The sequence below is a fragment of the Flavobacterium sp. 9 genome (assembly GCF_002754195.1).
In the GTDB taxonomy this organism is placed as follows: domain Bacteria; phylum Bacteroidota; class Bacteroidia; order Flavobacteriales; family Flavobacteriaceae; genus Flavobacterium.
This window is the reverse complement of sequence record NZ_PEEU01000001.1, coordinates 5,132,727-5,149,105: the sequence shown is the minus strand read 5'-3', so window position 1 is coordinate 5,149,105 and position 16,379 is coordinate 5,132,727. Positions and strand designations below refer to the sequence as shown.

The following is a 16,379-nucleotide window of genomic DNA, read 5'->3' as shown; positions in this document are numbered from 1 at the left end:
TTATTTTTCGACACATTTTTATGAAGAAAATCTACCGCTTTATTCGACTTATAATTACTTATTTGCTAAAAATAATAAAACTGATTTGGTCTGGGATTAAAAAAGCCATTCGGTTTATTAATAGAAAAAAGCGCAGATCGATTCCATTCTATGGTTTTATTTTATTCGTTTTATACATTTTCCTGCTGATTGAATTTTCGGGAGATTCAAAATTCAATACCGTTATTGAGAACAAAACGCTGAATGATATTACACAAATAAATCCTATTCAGGCGAATAAAATTATCAGACCAAAAACGGAAAATGAAATTATCGATGCCATAAAAAATACGACAGGACCAATTTCTATAGGCGGAGGAAAATACAGTATGGGCGGACAAACTGCTTTTGAAAACAGTTTGCATATCGATATGAGATCTTTCAATAAAATTGTAAAGATTGACACCACCAAAAAAGAAATTACGGTACAAGCGGGAATTCGCTGGAGAGACATTCAAAAAGTGATCGATCCGCTGAATTTGTCTATAAAAATAATGCAAACCTATTCTAATTTTACCGTTGGCGGCGCTATATCAGTAAATTGTCACGGAAGATATATTGGTCATGGTCCAATTATTTCGTCGGTTTTAGAATTAAAAATAATTACGGCAAATGGTGATATTATAATTGCCAATCGAGAAGTAAATCAAGAGGTTTTTAATGCTGCAATTGGCGGTTATGGAGGAATTGGTGTTATTGCCGAAGCTACTTTAAAATTGGTTGATAATGAAAAAGTAGAACGATTTCATCAGGTAATGGACATCGAAGATTATAAAGCTTATTTTGACAAAAACATTCGGAATAATACCAATGTTGTTTTTCAAAATGGTAATTTATATCCGCCGAAATACGATAAAATAATGAGTATTTCATGGGAAAAAACCACAAAACCATTAACTGATACAGAACGATTAATACCCGAAGATGAAAATTATTTGTTGGAATCAAGAGTTTCGGGAATGGTTTCCTGGGGAAATTCCGGAAAATGGATTCGCGAATATACGATTGATCCTTTGTTTTATTTTCCCGAAATAGTACGCTGGAGAAATAAGGAAGCAAGTTATGATGTTAAGGAATTAGAACCTGCTTCTCGCGAAAAAGAAACTTATGTCTTGCAAGAATACTTTATTCCGGTTGAAAATATAAAGTCATTTATCCCGAAAATGAGTGCTATTTTTCAAAATAACAAAGTAAATGTCATCAATGTTTCACTAAGACATGCTTTGCCGGATCATGAAAGTTATCTTTCGTGGGCAAACAAAGAGGTTTTTGCTTTTGTGATTTATTACAAACAAGGAACAAATCAGGAAGCAAAAGACGATGTCAAGAAATGGACTCTTGAAATGACTGACGCTATTTTGAGCGAAAACGGAACGTGGTATCTTCCCTATCAGCCTCATGCAACTATTGAACAGTTTCAAAAAGGATATCCAAATAGTGCTAAATATTTCGAAATAAAAAACAAACTCGATCCTGATCAGCGCTTTACAAACAAGTTACTGGACAAGTATAATCCTTATGCGCAAAATAATTTGACGCGTGAAAAAAAGAAGATAAAAGAATATTTCAGAGCCGAAGAACAAACAATTCTCACGGTTCCGGAATGGTATTTAGTTTATAACCCGAAGGAATATGCTGATTATCTAAAAAGCGGTAAAAACCCATCTGATTTTCCATTCTATAAATCAATTGATGAATATTGGAAACTTTATGATCGTTCGCTGAAATTAACTTCAGAAGCTTATCCCGAAAACAGTGAATATAAAACAATGCTGCAAGTCATTGGCGCAAGTATGACAATGGAATACGGAGCAAAAATCATTTATGAAAACACGATTGGACGTTTCTTTTCGTTATTTACCGAAGAACAAATATCAAAACAAGAAGAAACAATAATCGAAGCTCAAAGCGCTTACAGCGATTTTATATACCAAACTGCGTGGTATGAATTTAATTTTTTAGATTGGATTAAAAAAGTGTGGACTGTCTCTGATAATTCGAATTGCAGTACTTTAAGAAAATGGGAAAGAACAGTATTATTTACTTTTGAATTTTCGTTTAAAGCTTTTTATTCGCAACTTATTCAATGGGCAGCGCAATCGACATACGAAACTCCTTCAAATGTTATTTATTTAATAGTTTCTAATACTGAAACTATTAAAGAAAGTAAAGACTTGAAAATCATTAAAAAAGGAGACGACAAAATGATTATTGCCGTGACGCGATGGGGAACTTTTACAACTGAAATGATTAAACTTTCGAATCAGGATGTAAAAATTTATGAAATTTCCGGGAATGACGAAATTGCAGTTTCTACAATAATGGACAATTCGAAAGATATAAATCTGGCAGACACAAAATTATTATATCAATCAAAAATTGTTACTAATGATAAATTAAAAAGAAATGTTTACTTTTTGCCTGTCAATAAATTATTGCCTTTTATTAAGAAAGCAAGAAACGAAAGAGTTACGATCGAACACGTTTATGATTATTAAAATGATTTAAAACTATGGAGAAGTTTTTTCTGGTAATATTAATCATTCAAATGTTATGTTATGGCTTGGTTGATCATTTTAAAATCAAATATGGTCGTCTCATAATTCTATCAATATTTCTATCACTTTTTTTAATTGTCTTTCCTATTTATTTTCAAGTTGATGATGAACCTAAAGATTCTTTATATTGCTTTTATAATGCATTTGCTTACTTTAAAATTTATTGGAATATTGGAATAGCACTAGTTTTGTTAACTCATTTTACTTATTCTTATTTACTAAATCGAAAAGCAAGAAAATAATTAAACGATTTTGGCTAAAGCCATTCTCTAAATATAGAAAAAACAACCTCAAAACTAATCCTAATGAAGAAAAATATTATTTATTTTTTATTACTTTTTATTTTAAGTTTTTCAGGTATTGCTCAACATTCTCTAACTAGAATTTGGGTAACAGATACTATTCTGCCAGTTCCTGAATCAGTACTATATGATAAAACAGATCAGATTTTATACACTTCTTTAATGGATGGTTCTCCGGCTGAACGTGACGGAAAAGGAAGCATAGGAAAATTATCTACTGATGGAAAAATCATTAATTTAAATTGGATAACAGGTTTAAATGCCCCAAAAGGAATGGCGAAATTCAAGAATAAATTATTTGTAGCCGACCTTACGGAAATTGTAATTATAGATATCAAACAACAAAAAATACTAAAAAAGATAATCATTGATGATTCCAAAATATTAAACGATGTAACTATTGATAAAAAAGGAGTTGTTTATGTATCTGATCCAAAAGTTGGTAAAATTTTCAAATTAGAAAATAATATTGCAACTGTTTATTTAGAAAACCTAAACAAGCCTAATGGTCTAAAATTTATCGATAATAATTTGTATTTTTTAGACAATGGGTCATTATACAAAATGGATGATAAAAAGAATAAACAACTTTTGGCAGAAGGCATGGAGGAAAATACAGATGGAATTGAGCAGATAGCAGACAATGAGTTTATTGTGAGTTGCTGGACTGGAGTTGTTTATCATGTAAATAAAGATGGCTCAAAAGAAATTCTTTCGGATACCAGAAAAGAGGAATATTACTCAGCGGATATAGGACTTGACAATGAGAAAAAAATAGTATATGTCCCTTCTCTTTTCAAAAAAACCATAACAGCATATTCACTTAGATAAAACATTTATAAAAGTTTACCTTTCCTTTTAATTATCTATTTTAGAAACCACTTATTATAAACCAAAAGCTACAACTATAATTTTGTAGCTTTTTTTATCTTTGAAAAATCACTCTCAAGAATATATTACCCATGATTACAAAAGCAACACTACAAGACATTCCCGCATTAAACATATTGATTAATTCAGCTTACAGAGGTGAAACTTCTAAAAAAGGCTGGACGACCGAAGCCAATTTATTAGAAGGAAAAAGAACAAACGAAGAAGAATTGACAGAAACGATTCTTGATCCTAAAAATACTATTCTAAAATATACTGAAGATAATCAGATTATTGGATCGGTTTTATTGGTCGAGAAAGAACATCAATTATATTTAGGAATGTTAACCGTTTCTCCTGAATTACAAAATAGCGGAATTGGTAAAAAGATGTTGGCTGAAGCCGAAAATCATGCTAAATCTATAGGATTGTCTAGTATTATTATGACGGTAATTTCGGTTCGTGAGGAACTTATTGCTTGGTACAAACGTCACGGTTATGTTGATACAGGCAAAAGAGAAGCTTTTCCTGAAAGTGAGATTCACGTTACGATTTCTGAAAAACCTTTGGAGTTTATTTATTTTGAGAAGAAAATTTAAGCGTTTAGAAAATAATCCATTTTACTTTTGATTTCTTATTAAAAATAAAAAAATGAACATAAGCCTTTTTCCTAAAAAAGATTATAAAGCTTCAATTTGGAGTGGCGGATTGACATATGAATATATGATATATCCCGAAACAGCAAACTATGCCGATAGAGATTTTGAATTCAGAATAAGCAGTGCTACAATAGAGGAAGTGCCTTCTAAGTTTACCAAATTCAAAGGTTATTATCGATACTTGGTTATGCTTGATAATAGCTTACATGTTAAGATAAACAATGAAGAAAAGATGTATGAGAAATATGAAATCATGGAATTTAATTCGGATGATGAAGTGACTTCTTATACAAAAGGTAATGATTTCAATTGGATGGTTTCTGAAAAAATACGCCATCACAAACTGATATTAACAAATAGTAATCAGGATTTTAATGCTGAAATAATAATTCTATTTTCTTTGGATACAACCGTTATTAAAATTAATGAGCAACCGTACGATCTGGAACCTTATGATTTATTAGTCATTGAAAATCCAGAAAAGGAAAATATAATCCTTCACTTTTCTAATGAATGTCTCATTGGAATATTGGATTTTTAATCAAATTAAATACGGGCTTACTAAAATATTAAGTAAATGAAAAGAAATACAATTTTAGGTTTTGTACTATTTATTCTTTTTTCCTGTACCAATCACAAGAAAGAAATTAAAAATGTCACGCCAATTAAAGTGACTGAATCTGAAAACAAAAAAACTACTGAACCTGAAAATATTTCGAAACTGGTTAAATCAGAAATAGAACCTTATGATTTTGATACAATTTTAAAAAATGGTTATCATTTATCTTATCGTGTTTATAAAGACAGTGTTGAAGGTGATTCTTTGCAAAGTTTAACTTTGGTCAAAGGAAATCGTGACATAAAAACACTTAGTGAAAGCAGCTATCCAATGCTTCATAAAAACCTTGGATATATTGGGGCTGATTTTGGAGATTCCTTTCTTTTTGTACAATCGTATGGTTCTGGAAATCCTGATGAAATGCAATTAATAAAAAAGGTAAATGGCATATCGCTAAAAGAAGGAGTTATAGTTGACTTAAAAGAAGACCAAAAAGTGCTGCTCTATATTGAAAACCTTCATGAGGCTAATCAAGAACTTAGATTATTAGATCTAAAAAACAAGACTGAAAAACTTATTACAGATTTTAATAATTTGTCATGCACGAATGATGGAGGTTTACGAAATTGTGTGAAAATTGATACTGTAACACAAAAAGAAATAGTTATAAAAACGGATTCTGAAGAAGATCATATTTTAAAAAGATACACTCGTTAATCGAATTAACATTTTGCCACGAAAGCAAAAAGATAAAAAGTTTTTTTAATCATAGCCAAGACGCACTGCTGTGCGCCTCTACGAAAAACCTTAGAACCTTAGCAACTCAGATCCTCAGCATCTTTTCCACTCAGCACCTCCTCTTAATCTTTGACAAAAACTCGTGTGAAACTCCAAGGTAAGACGATAAATTTCTGTTGTTGATTTTATCTGCTTTTTGCGAATATCTCTCCATGAACTCCAGATATCTTTGCTTCGAAGTTTTGTTTAACACATCTAAAAGTCTTTGCTGAATCGCAATATTGGCTTTTTCGACCATAAGAATGTGAAACTGAATCAGTTTTGGTACTTGCTCAAACAAGAGCGCTTTATTGGCTTTCCTAATCACTAAAATTTCGCTGTCTTCAATTGCCTTGATATTGTAGGTTGTTGGCTTTTGATGATAGAAACTTTCGAGATCGCACATCCATTCATTTTCGAAGGAGAAAAAAATAACACTTTCGTTACCATTATCATTCAAAATGTAGGTTTTAAAAGCTCCTTTCAGAATAAATCCTTCATAGGAACTATTAGAATTCTGAATCTGAAGAAACTCGTTCTTTTTGAGTTTTATAAACTCCGTTTTCTCAACAACTAGTTTCCATTCTTCGTCTGTTAGTGGTATTTTACGTTCAATATTTAATCTTAGGGCTTTGTACATGTTTTTTATTTTATTCTTACTCAGGGGCGTAAGTAGGTGAATGAATCAAAAATAATGTAATCGATTGCGCAAAAATATAGTTTTTGTAAATTAATTGGTGTTAAAAACACAATTAATAGTAAAATATTTTCAAAACATTGAACTTGTTCAACTTTTTTCATTCTAATTATAAGCAGATTTGCACTCTTAACTTTATGTAACCAAACTTAATATTATGAAATCCAAATCTACAATTTCAGTGTTTTTACTAACACTAATTTTCGGTTTTACAGCTTGTAATACCGACGAAACTGCAACTATTGAAAATAGTAAAACTGCAATTATCGAAACTCCTGTAACTCCTCAAACTGATTTAGCTGCAAAAGTTGGAAACTGTGCTCAGGTTCCGGGTTGGGCTTCTCAAAATGGAAGTACAACCGGCGGTGGAACTTCGGCAGAAACTGTTGTAAACACTTACGCACTACTTAAATCGGCTATTGAAAACAGTGCGGTAAAAGTGATTAAAGTAACCGGTACAATTACCGTTACAACAAGATTATCATTGCAAGACCAAAGTGGGAAAACCATTTATGGCGCAAGCGGAGCAAAATTAGTTTCTACGAACCAAACTAAAGATGGTTCGGGTATTATCAACATCAAAAGATGTACGAATTTAATCATCAGAAATTTAATTTTCGAAGGTCCCGGCGCGTACGATACTGATGGTTGGGACAATGCAATTCTGGACGATTGCCAAAACGTTTGGGTTGATCACTGCGAATTTAGAGATGGTGTTGACGGAAACTTTGACATCAAAAACAAATCAGATTATGTAACGGTTTCTTATTGCAAATTTGGTTATTTGAAAGCGCCTAAAGCTGGAGGTCCAGGAGGTTCTGACGATCACAGATATTCAAATTTAATTGGTTCAAGCGATGGTGCAACTGCCGATCGTGGAAAATTGAGAATTACTTTTGCTCGTTGTTGGTGGGCGCAAGGTTGTAAAGAAAGAATGCCTACAGTTCGTTTTGGAAAAGTACATTTGATCAACAATTACTTTAATAGTACTGTGAGTAACAAATGTATTGCGGCAGGTTTTGAAGCTAGTCTTCGCGTAGAAAACAACGTATTTGAAGGTGTTAAAACCCCAATAGATTTAATGACTGGTTATACTGCCGTTACAGCAGTTGGAAACGTATTTACAAATACTACCGGAAATACTGCAGGAAGCAATACTGCTTTTACTCCGCCCTATTCTATTATAACTCTTGCTGCATCGGCTGTTAAAGCTGATGTTACCGGAGGTGCCGGTGCAACATTTACAGGAAATACCTGTGGATCGTTTTAATAAAAATTGAGTTAGTTTTTTTTTTATTTAAACCATATAAGTTATTTAAGTTAATTTAAGTCTGGTGGCTTATGATTTCTTGAATTACTTATATGGTCTTTTTTAATCTCGCAAAGTCGCGGAGTCGCCAAGAAAAATAAAACTTTGCGACTTGGCGACTTTGCGAGATTTTTAAATTATTAGGTGAGACGCACTGCTGTGCGCCTCTACGCAAAACCTTTGTGCCTTTGCACCTCCCTTAAAGCTGTGCGCCTCTACAAAAAAACCTTAGAACCTTTGTAACTTAGAACCTCAGAACCTTCCTCTAAAGCACTAATTCTTCGAATAAACGTTGAATCGTTTTTTCTAAATCCTGAGATAATCCTGAATGTGGTCTTGAAGTCTGAATTGCTGAGCTTCTAATGGCTGTTAACCAACGGAAACGTTCGGGAATCTCCATTTCGCCAATTGGACCGCCATCTTTGGCTCCGTTTGCGATTTTTTCTAATGCGGTTATATTACAATGCAATTGTTCGATATCAAAATCATTTGATAAAGCTTCGATTTTTGCATCGTTTATGTGGTGTAATACTTTTATAAATTTGGCTTTTTTGCAAAACAAAATGATTCCGATATTTAGGAATTCTTCGCGCTCCACTCTGGGTACTACGCGAATTACGGCATACTCATATAAGTGACTATCTTGCATTTTGGGCTTGATTTACAAAGATTTCTGAATTGTTTAATCTCGTTTGTAGAAACTGTAAGTATACGTTTCTCAAAGCTTCGGGTGTGTCATCAGTGTCTTCCCATTGCAGCCATTCTTCCGGAATTGTATTTACAATATCTACCAGAATTTCCGGTGTTAAAAGCGCTTTATATTCGGCATCAACTTCTTTCAAAAGTGTGGCTTGTGGCAATAAAACGTGGTCTTTTATCAATGCAAACGGACTTTTGGCATGTTGTTCCCAATTGTTCCAGGAATGATGAAAATACAAACATGCGCCATGATCAATCAGCCATAATTCTTTGTGCCAAATCAACATATTGGTGTTTCTAAACGTACGATCTACATTGGTAATATAAGCGTCAAGCCAAACAATTTGCGATGCTAATTTGGCGTCAACTGTTGTTACAACCGGATCGAATGTTATTGCGCCGGACAAAAAATGAAGTGCCAGATTTAATCCCTGACTTCCTTGCAGTAAATCCTGAATTTCTTCGTCTCCTTCGCTTCTTCCGAAGGCTTCGTCGAGATTGGCGAATACCAATTCCGGTAGTTGTAATTTTAAAGCTTTGGCAATTCGTCCGCCAACTAATTCGGCGATTAGGGCTTTTACGCCATGACCGGCTCCTTTGAATTTCAGGACGTATTTAAAATCGTCATCGGCTTCTGCCAAAGCGGGTAAGGAACCGCCTTCACGCAAAGGTGTGATGTAACGGGTGACATTTACGGTTCTTAGATCGAAATTGTTTTTCATATATACAAACTTACGATTTTGTTTATTTAACCGCAAAGTTCGCAAAGTTTTACGCAAAGAGCGCGAAGAATAATATATATTTCTTAAGCTTTTTTGGCGTGTAATAAGTACGCGGATGAAACGGATTCGCTAAAGCGAAGACACGGATTAATGCGGGTTTTGATTTTAGATTTTTTCTTTAACCGCAAAGTTCGCAAAGATTTTATTTATTGAGAATTTTACAAAAACACAAAGTTCGCAAAGCTTTGTGTAAAAACTTTGCGAACCTTTGCGTATCCCTTTGCGAACTTTGCGGTTAAATTACATTCCAATAAACTTGAAACATAAAACTCAAGAAACTTTCTCGATCTCCATAAAAGCTTTCCCGAGATTCTCAATAATATCTGAGGCTATAAACGATTGATATCCTGTTTTTGCCAAAGCGATATCGGCGGTTGATCCGTGGAGGAAGACGCCTAATTTTGCAGCATATTTGGATTCGTAACCTTGGGCAAGTAAACTTGTGATGATTCCGGTTAGGGTGTCGCCGCTTCCTGCTGTTGCTAATCCAGCATTTCCGGTGGTGTTTTCGTAGATTTCGGCTTTATTGATGATGTAGGTTGGCGCGCCTTTCATGACGATAATGACTTTGTATTTTTCTGAAAAGGCGATTGTTTTTTGGAACTTTTCTGATTCTGAATTCCACTTTCCTATTAGACGTTCCAGTTCTTTTGGATGTGGTGTTAAGATTGTGTTTTCGGGAACTAATTCTAGCCAAGATTGGTTTTGGCCTAAGATATTCAAGGCATCGGCATCGAGAACTAATGGTGTGTTGTTGATTCTTAAAAATTCGAATAATGCTTTTTGTGTTCCTAGCTCCTGCCCTATTCCGGGACCGATTCCGATTGCTTGTGGTTGTATGGGAAAGTGAATATTGGTGATAAAATTGGCGTTTTCATCGGTTACAACCATGACTTCGGGAATTGAGATTTGAAGGATTTGATAACCGCATTTTGGTGTAAAAGTTGTTACGAGTCCGCAGCCTGATTTTAAGCAAGATTTTGAGGCTAAAACTGCTGCTCCAATTTTGCCGTAACTTCCGGCAATAATCACTGCGTGCCCTTGAAGTCCTTTATGTGTGTGAGGATTTACGGGCTTGTAGAATTTTAGAATGTCTTCTTTTGTGATTAGAAATGGATCTTTCATTGGGCTTTTTTATCTATTGTATTGATGATTTTTTGTATTGGTGTTGTTTATGACGCGGATGAAACGGATTTACTTCGTAAAGGCGCGGATAAAAACTGATTTTTAATTAATGGATTCTTTTATGTTTTGTGTTTAGATTGAGGTGATTATATGACGCTGATGAAACAGATTTACTTCGCAAAGACGTGGATAAAAACTGATTTTTAATTAATGGAATCTTCTATGTTTTGGATTTATTTTAATGATAAAAATTTGGATTATTAAAGTTACATAAAAAATTGATGAAGAGAGTGTTTCTTATTGCCTGAATGTCCTAGTCCTGATTGAATTGAAAAGCCCGGAGTAAAAAAAGCAAAAGTTTCTTGTTCTAAAAAAGCGACCAACGGAAGCTCTTTTTGGAACTTTAGAAACTTTGCTTTTTTTATGAGGACTTGTAACGGAAAGCAGGAAATAGCTCCTAATCTTTACGAAATTTATAATTTAGTGTGCTTCATTTTGATATTTTTTGAATAAATTTGCGACACAATTTTTTAAAACAACACAATGAAAAATACTGCGCTTACGCACATACACGAGGGTTTGGGAGCGAAAATGCTACCTTTTGCCGGTTACAATATGCCTATTACATACGAGGGGGTAAATGCTGAACATGAGACGGTTCGAAACAGTGTGGGGGTCTTTGACGTTTCGCATATGGGAGAATTTTTGTTGACTGGACCAAATGCTTTGGCTTTGATTCAGAAGGTGACTTCAAATGATGCATCGACTTTAACTATTGGAAGAGCGCAATATTCTTGCTTGCCTAACAATGAAGGCGGAATCGTGGATGATTTGATTGTTTATAAAATGAAAGATGAGGAGTATTTACTGGTTGTAAATGCTTCGAATATTGATAAAGACTGGAACTGGATTTCTTCGCACAATGATTTGGGTGTTGATATGAAAAACCTTTCGGATGATTATTCGTTATTGGCAATTCAAGGACCAAAAGCTGTTGAAGCAATGCAAGCTTTATCGTCTATCGATTTGGCTGCAATACCTTATTATCATTTTGAAGTTGGTGATTTTGCAGGAATCGAAAATGTAATTATCTCGGCTACAGGATATACTGGTTCTGGAGGTTTTGAGATTTATTGCAAAAACAGCGAGGCTGAACAAGTTTGGAACAAGGTTTTTGAAGCTGGTGCTGCTTTCGGAATTAAACCTATTGGTTTGGCTGCGCGTGATACTTTACGTTTAGAAATGGGTTTCTGTTTGTACGGAAATGATATTAATGATACTACTTCTCCGCTTGAAGCCGGATTGGGATGGATTACTAAGTTTACTAAAGATTTTACCAATTCTGAGAGTTTGAAGAAACAAAAAGAAGTTGGTGTGACTAAAAAATTAGTTGCTTTTGAAATGCAAGAGCGTGCGGTGCCAAGACACGATTATGAAATTGTTGATGCTTCTGGCGAAGTAATTGGCGTTGTAACTTCTGGAACTATGTCGCCTTCTATGAATAAAGGTATTGGTTTGGGATATGTTACGGTAAATAATAGTGCTGTTGACAGTGATATCTTTATCAGAATTAGAAAAAATGATGTTGCTGCAAAAGTGGTTAAATTACCTTTTTACAAGAAATAGTTTTTAACTCTATATAATTTTAAGAATGCGTTACTCAAAAAGTAACGCATTTTTTTTGCCATGAATTCACGAATTATTGTAAATGTATGATAAGCAATAATTCGTGAATTCGTGGCTTTTTATCTGGCTTTATATTTTAAAAACTTAATTTGAATATGTTAAAATAAATTGCTTTGCTGTAAGAAATTTTAGAAAATATGTAACCTTTTCTGAAAAATTAAGTGTAACTTTAGTCTAAACGATAGATGTTCTATTTATGAAAAAAATTTGGCTGGTATTTTTGTTGACTACTACTGTTCTATTTAGTCAAAATAGCGCTGAAACGTGCGAACTAGTAAACAAAATAAACGCTCTTATTCAGGCAGAACATATCAGACCGAAACCTGTTGACGATAGTTTATCTATTTATGTTTTTGATAATCTTATCAATGGTCTGGATCCTTCACGAAACATTTTCTACAAGAGTGAATACGACGAAATGGCGGATAAATACCGACTGAATTTAGACGATTTGATCTTAAGCGACGATTGTAGTTTTCTGGCTGATATTACGGCTAAATACAAAAATGGTCTTCTGAGAACTAAAGCTGTTTTAGAAAAAATTCAGGCGGGACCAATTGATTATTCTAAGAAAGATACGATTAGATTTTATAAAAAGTCATTTCCGTTTTATCTCAAAAAAGAAGATTTAGAGAAGGTTTGGCTTAAAAAACTTCGCTATCAAATTCTGGATGAAATCTCTGAAACGAGTGAGAATCTGGATTCGATTAAAGCCAATTTTAAATCAATTGAACTTACTGCGAGAAAAATGATTCTGACGAATGAAATCTGCAGAATTAATACGCTTCTGGAAACTAAACTGAAACAAGAAGAGAATTTCTACAATTTTTTCTGTACTTATTTTGATCCGCATACGGCTTATTTTAGTGATGATTCTAAAACGAGTTTTGTCGCTTCATTGTCCAAAGAGCATTTGTCGCTGGGAATGACGGTAAATCTAAACGAGAAAAATGAAATTATTGTTGAAGAAATTGATCCAAATGGTCCTGCTTACAAAACGGGACAAATAAAGAAAGGCGATCAGATCGTTTCGATTTCGAATCAAAAAGATACTTTGCAGGTTTCCTGTGCTTCATTAGAATCTATTTCGACGATGATTTTATCTGAATCGAATAAAAGTATTACGCTTACGCTAAAGCGAAATGCTGGTAAAAGCTTTGATGTTTATATCGAAAAGCAAGTGATGAAAGACGAAGAAAATTCGGTTTTTAGTTTTATTGTTGGAAAAGAAAGTAAAATTGGATATATCAAGATTCCGAGTTTTTATGCAGATTTAGACGGAACAAGTCGGAAAGGTTGTGCCGATGATGTTGCGCGTGAAGTGATAAAACTTGAAAGAGATAACATAAAAGGTCTTGTAATTGATTTGATCGATAATGGTGGCGGATCTATGGAAGAAGCCATAAAAATGGCAGGAATGTTTATAGATTATGGTCCGCTGTCGATTGTGATAGATAATAAGGACGGAAAATCTGTGATTAATGATCCGTATAAAGGATTGATTTATAAAGGTCCAATTGTGGTTTTGGTGAATAGCAATACTGCCTCGGCAAGTGAATTTTTCTCGTCGATATTGCAAGATTATAATCGCGCATTATTATTAGGAAGCAATACTCTTGGAAAAGCTACAATGCAGACTATTCTTTCGCTTGACGAAAGTAAAAATACTGACTTTTTAAAAATTACAATCAACAAATTCTATAGAGTTACAGGCAAAAGCCATCAATATATTGGGGTTAAACCAGATGTAATTCTTCCGGAATTCTACGAAGGTGTTTATCAAAAAGAAAGTGATTTTCCGACTGCAATTAAAAATGACAGTATTCAGCCATTTTTAAAATACAGACCTTACGTAAAGAGAAGTCTTATCGATAAACTGGCTAAAAATAGTACAGCAAGATTGGCAGATAATTACTTTTTTAATAACATCAAAAAAATCAATCTGAAAATTGATCAACTGGTAAATACTCCTAAAGCGGAGATTCCGATGACATTAGATGCGGTTTTTCAACAAAAGAAAAGCGTAAATTCTCTTTGGACTGAAATCAATACTTTTAATGACGAAAATAATCCGTTGGATGTTTACAATTCTACCGTAAATCAATTTCTATTAGGCGCTTATCCTACCGAAAAAACAATAAATCAATATCAAATCGATAATCTGAAAACCAATCCATATCTGAATGAAGCTGTAAATGTTATTAATGAGTTTAATGCTTCGAAATAAGGTTTCAGGTTTTGAAATGAGAATAAAAAATTAACCGCAAAGCGCGCAAAGTATTTTTGTTTTGGATTGTGGTTAGTAAACGCAAAGTTCGCAAAGCTTTATTTAGACATAGCTTTGCGAACTTTGGCGTTTGTATGCACATTTATACACATTATAAATAAAAAACATTGCGTGCTTTGCGGTTAAATTTACACAAACGCACCTTATTTCAAAACTTGAAACCTGAAACCTGAAACAGAGAAAACCTGAAACTTAAAACAAATAAAAAAAGAATAGAATTGATTTTGGAAAAATAAGGAATAACCGTATTTTTGCATCACAAAATAAAAAATTAGTAATGGGAAGAGCGTTCGAATTTAGAAAAGGAAGAAAAATGAAACGTTGGTCAGCAATGGCTAAAACATTTACCCGAATTGGTAAAGATATCGTTATGGCCGTTAAAGAAGGTGGTCCTAACCCAGATGCCAATTCTAGATTAAGAGCTGTAATACAAAATGCAAAAGCCGCTAACATGCCTAAGGACAATGTGGAGCGTGCGATAAAAAATGCAAGTAATAAAGATACTGCCAATTATAAAGAAATTTTGTTTGAAGGATATGCGCCTCACGGAATTGCGATTTTAATTGAAACTGCATCTGACAACAATAATAGAACTGTAGCAAACATTCGCAGCTACTTTAATAAATGTAACGGAACAATGGGAACGCAAGGTTCTGTTGAGTTTATGTTTGATCATACTTGTAATTTTAGAATTGCAAAAGGGAATCTTGATCCTGAAGAATTAGAACTTGAACTAATTGATTTTGGTGCTGAAGAAGTTTTCGAAGACGAAGACGGAATCTTAATCTACGCTCCTTTTGGAAGCTTTGGTGCTTTGCAAAAAGAACTAGAAAACAGAGGTCTTGAAATTTTATCTTCTGGTTTTGAGCGTATTCCTCAAATCACAAAAGAACTTACTGAAGCTCAAATCGCTGACGTTGAAAAACTAATCGAAAAAATTGAAGAAGATGATGACGTTATGAACGTTTATCACACTATGAAAGAAGAATAATATTCTCTTTTTATAAATATCAAAAAGCCCTGAAAAATTTTCAGGGCTTTTTGATTTTGATTGAGTTTTTGATTGCGTTTAATTGGATTTTGTTATTCCTTTTTTTCGTCGACAAAGTTGGCACGTATACCTCCTAATCGATATACTTTAGTTACAGTCATGTTTTCACTTTCGATAATTATATCTTGTTGAAAAACATTTCTTTTTAATGACTTCGCATCAAAAGATATAACTTTAGACAAATGAGAATCATTGCTGGTAATAGTAATCATCAATACTTTATCATCTTTTGAAAGTATAACCGGAATAGAAAATTCGCCTGTTCTTGGATTTACTTTAACGGGATTTGGTTCATTATTAATATTAAGCGTTAAGTCAGGATATCTTACTTCGTCCAAAGGTCTATGAGTTTTGGAATCTAATAATTTTCCTTTAACTATTATCGAAATTTCCTTTTTTACAGATTGGTTAACGGCAATTTTACCAACGAGATGATGACTTGGTTCTGCGCTTATCTCGGTTGCAACCGGCTCTTTTTCTTGTGCAACAACATTTGATGTTAGTAAAACCGAAGCAGCGATTGCAGCATATTTAAGATTGTTCAATTTAGATGTTTCATTGTATACAAATTCGTTTTCCAATTGCGTTGTTTTAACTCTTGCGCAAATGTTTTTATCTTTATTTTCCACGATAAATTTGGCGATTTCTGAATTTGTTTTTCTGCTTAAATCAATCACATTTTTGGCACATGAATCACAAAATGAACCTTTTGAATTTGGAATCATTTTATCAAAGTTTTCAGAACAAGGACTTGCTATTTCTAAGGTGAATTTCTTTTTCATACTTTGTTTTTTTACATTAAAATCATTTTGAAATGATTACTATTTATATAGAGTACTTTTTAATCAAAAAGGTTGGGAAGAAAATAAAATTATTATTTTCTTTACGATTATTCTTATTTTAATACCTTCTTAAGAGCTATAAATCAAATTAACTATTATATTTGCCGATCTCAAATCTAAATTAATTTTAAACAAAA

14 protein-coding genes are annotated in these 16,379 nt (G+C 33.3%); 9 read left to right on the top strand and 5 right to left on the bottom strand.

The genetic code is table 11. The features are described from left to right. The first annotated feature begins 20 nt into the window (after positions 1 to 20). The 5 genes from CLU81_RS21525 (at position 21) to CLU81_RS21500 (ending at position 5,704) form a co-directional block, all read left to right on the top strand. Positions 21 to 2,537, top strand: a complete 2,517-nt coding sequence (locus CLU81_RS21525) for an FAD-binding protein (protein ID WP_199174585.1) — start codon at positions 21 to 23, stop codon at positions 2,535 to 2,537. Positions 2,538 to 2,902: 365 nt separating this feature from the next. Further along, complete coding sequence (locus tag CLU81_RS21515) at positions 2,903 to 3,730, top strand: ATP/GTP-binding protein (protein ID WP_099711688.1); 828 nt, start codon at positions 2,903 to 2,905, stop codon at positions 3,728 to 3,730. A 131-nt stretch (positions 3,731 to 3,861) separates the two neighbouring features. Beyond that, positions 3,862 to 4,368: a GNAT family N-acetyltransferase gene (locus CLU81_RS21510; protein ID WP_099711687.1), complete on the top strand. Its 507-nt coding sequence runs from the start codon at positions 3,862 to 3,864 to the stop codon at positions 4,366 to 4,368. A gap of 52 nt (positions 4,369 to 4,420) precedes the next feature. After that, positions 4,421 to 4,969, top strand: coding sequence for a HutD family protein (locus tag CLU81_RS21505; RefSeq protein ID WP_099711686.1), 549 nt, complete (start codon positions 4,421 to 4,423; stop codon positions 4,967 to 4,969). Positions 4,970 to 5,005: 36 nt separating this feature from the next. Then, entirely contained in the window at positions 5,006 to 5,704 is a 699-nt protein-coding gene (locus CLU81_RS21500) for a hypothetical protein (RefSeq protein ID WP_099711685.1), read from the top strand. A 130-nt stretch (positions 5,705 to 5,834) separates the two neighbouring features. Here CLU81_RS21500 and CLU81_RS21495 read toward each other — a convergent pair whose 3' ends face one another. Then, the gene (locus tag CLU81_RS21495) at positions 5,835 to 6,404 is read right to left on the bottom strand and encodes a Crp/Fnr family transcriptional regulator (RefSeq protein WP_099711684.1); all 570 of its coding nucleotides are present in this window, start codon (positions 6,402 to 6,404) and stop codon (positions 5,835 to 5,837) included. A 214-nt stretch (positions 6,405 to 6,618) separates the two neighbouring features. On the opposite strand from CLU81_RS21495, the gene CLU81_RS21490 reads away from it, so the two are divergent. Beyond that, complete coding sequence (locus CLU81_RS21490) at positions 6,619 to 7,731, top strand: polysaccharide lyase family 1 protein (RefSeq protein ID WP_099711683.1); 1,113 nt, start codon at positions 6,619 to 6,621, stop codon at positions 7,729 to 7,731. A gap of 304 nt (positions 7,732 to 8,035) precedes the next feature. On the opposite strand, the gene CLU81_RS21485 is transcribed toward CLU81_RS21490, so the two are convergent. The 3 genes from CLU81_RS21485 to CLU81_RS21475 form a co-directional block, all read right to left on the bottom strand. Beyond that, positions 8,036 to 8,419 carry a DUF3037 domain-containing protein gene (locus CLU81_RS21485; RefSeq protein WP_099711682.1) on the bottom strand — a complete coding sequence of 128 codons (384 nt, stop codon included), beginning with the start codon at positions 8,417 to 8,419 and terminating at the stop codon, positions 8,036 to 8,038. Next, the gene (locus CLU81_RS21480; protein WP_099711681.1) at positions 8,409 to 9,191 is read right to left on the bottom strand and encodes a HipA family kinase; all 783 of its coding nucleotides are present in this window, start codon (positions 9,189 to 9,191) and stop codon (positions 8,409 to 8,411) included. Before CLU81_RS21480 ends, CLU81_RS21485 begins: the two co-directional genes overlap by 11 nt. Before the next feature lie 330 nt (positions 9,192 to 9,521). Next, positions 9,522 to 10,376: an NAD(P)H-hydrate dehydratase gene (locus tag CLU81_RS21475; protein ID WP_099711680.1), complete on the bottom strand. Its 855-nt coding sequence runs from the start codon at positions 10,374 to 10,376 to the stop codon at positions 9,522 to 9,524. 543 nt (positions 10,377 to 10,919) lie between these two features. Between CLU81_RS21475 and gcvT the strand changes: the two genes are divergently transcribed. From gcvT to CLU81_RS21460, 3 genes are all read left to right on the top strand, one after another. Next, positions 10,920 to 12,002, top strand: coding sequence for a glycine cleavage system aminomethyltransferase GcvT (gene gcvT, locus CLU81_RS21470; protein WP_099711679.1), 1,083 nt, complete (start codon positions 10,920 to 10,922; stop codon positions 12,000 to 12,002). Between the two features lie 256 nt (positions 12,003 to 12,258). After that, positions 12,259 to 14,289, top strand: coding sequence for a S41 family peptidase (locus tag CLU81_RS21465; protein WP_099711678.1), 2,031 nt, complete (start codon positions 12,259 to 12,261; stop codon positions 14,287 to 14,289). 337 nt (positions 14,290 to 14,626) lie between these two features. Next, the gene (locus CLU81_RS21460) at positions 14,627 to 15,340 is read left to right on the top strand and encodes a YebC/PmpR family DNA-binding transcriptional regulator (RefSeq protein ID WP_007811539.1); all 714 of its coding nucleotides are present in this window, start codon (positions 14,627 to 14,629) and stop codon (positions 15,338 to 15,340) included. 92 nt (positions 15,341 to 15,432) lie between these two features. Here the strand turns inward: CLU81_RS21460 and CLU81_RS21455 are convergent, their stop codons facing one another. Beyond that, positions 15,433 to 16,182: a hypothetical protein gene (locus CLU81_RS21455; protein ID WP_099711677.1), complete on the bottom strand. Its 750-nt coding sequence runs from the start codon at positions 16,180 to 16,182 to the stop codon at positions 15,433 to 15,435. Positions 16,183 to 16,379 lie beyond the last annotated feature (197 nt).

What these genes read in the sequence shown, in the direction of transcription:
- CLU81_RS21500 (WP_099711685.1), top strand. Translation starts at nt 5,006, where the DNA reads ATGAAAAGAAATACAATTTTAGGTTTTGTACTATTTATTCTTTTTTCC.
- CLU81_RS21455 (WP_099711677.1), bottom strand. Translation starts at nt 16,182, where the DNA reads ATGAAAAAGAAATTCACCTTAGAAATAGCAAGTCCTTGTTCTGAAAAC.
- CLU81_RS21485 (WP_099711682.1), bottom strand. Translation starts at nt 8,419, where the DNA reads ATGCAAGATAGTCACTTATATGAGTATGCCGTAATTCGCGTAGTACCC.
- CLU81_RS21510 (WP_099711687.1), top strand. Translation starts at nt 3,862, where the DNA reads ATGATTACAAAAGCAACACTACAAGACATTCCCGCATTAAACATATTG.
- CLU81_RS21465 (WP_099711678.1), top strand. Translation starts at nt 12,259, where the DNA reads ATGAAAAAAATTTGGCTGGTATTTTTGTTGACTACTACTGTTCTATTT.
- CLU81_RS21505 (WP_099711686.1), top strand. Translation starts at nt 4,421, where the DNA reads ATGAACATAAGCCTTTTTCCTAAAAAAGATTATAAAGCTTCAATTTGG.
- CLU81_RS21460 (WP_007811539.1), top strand. Translation starts at nt 14,627, where the DNA reads ATGGGAAGAGCGTTCGAATTTAGAAAAGGAAGAAAAATGAAACGTTGG.
- CLU81_RS21495 (WP_099711684.1), bottom strand. Translation starts at nt 6,404, where the DNA reads ATGTACAAAGCCCTAAGATTAAATATTGAACGTAAAATACCACTAACA.
- CLU81_RS21480 (WP_099711681.1), bottom strand. Translation starts at nt 9,191, where the DNA reads ATGAAAAACAATTTCGATCTAAGAACCGTAAATGTCACCCGTTACATC.
- CLU81_RS21475 (WP_099711680.1), bottom strand. Translation starts at nt 10,376, where the DNA reads ATGAAAGATCCATTTCTAATCACAAAAGAAGACATTCTAAAATTCTAC.
- CLU81_RS21525 (WP_199174585.1), top strand. Translation starts at nt 21, where the DNA reads ATGAAGAAAATCTACCGCTTTATTCGACTTATAATTACTTATTTGCTA.
- CLU81_RS21490 (WP_099711683.1), top strand. Translation starts at nt 6,619, where the DNA reads ATGAAATCCAAATCTACAATTTCAGTGTTTTTACTAACACTAATTTTC.
- gcvT (WP_099711679.1), top strand. Translation starts at nt 10,920, where the DNA reads ATGAAAAATACTGCGCTTACGCACATACACGAGGGTTTGGGAGCGAAA.
- CLU81_RS21515 (WP_099711688.1), top strand. Translation starts at nt 2,903, where the DNA reads ATGAAGAAAAATATTATTTATTTTTTATTACTTTTTATTTTAAGTTTT.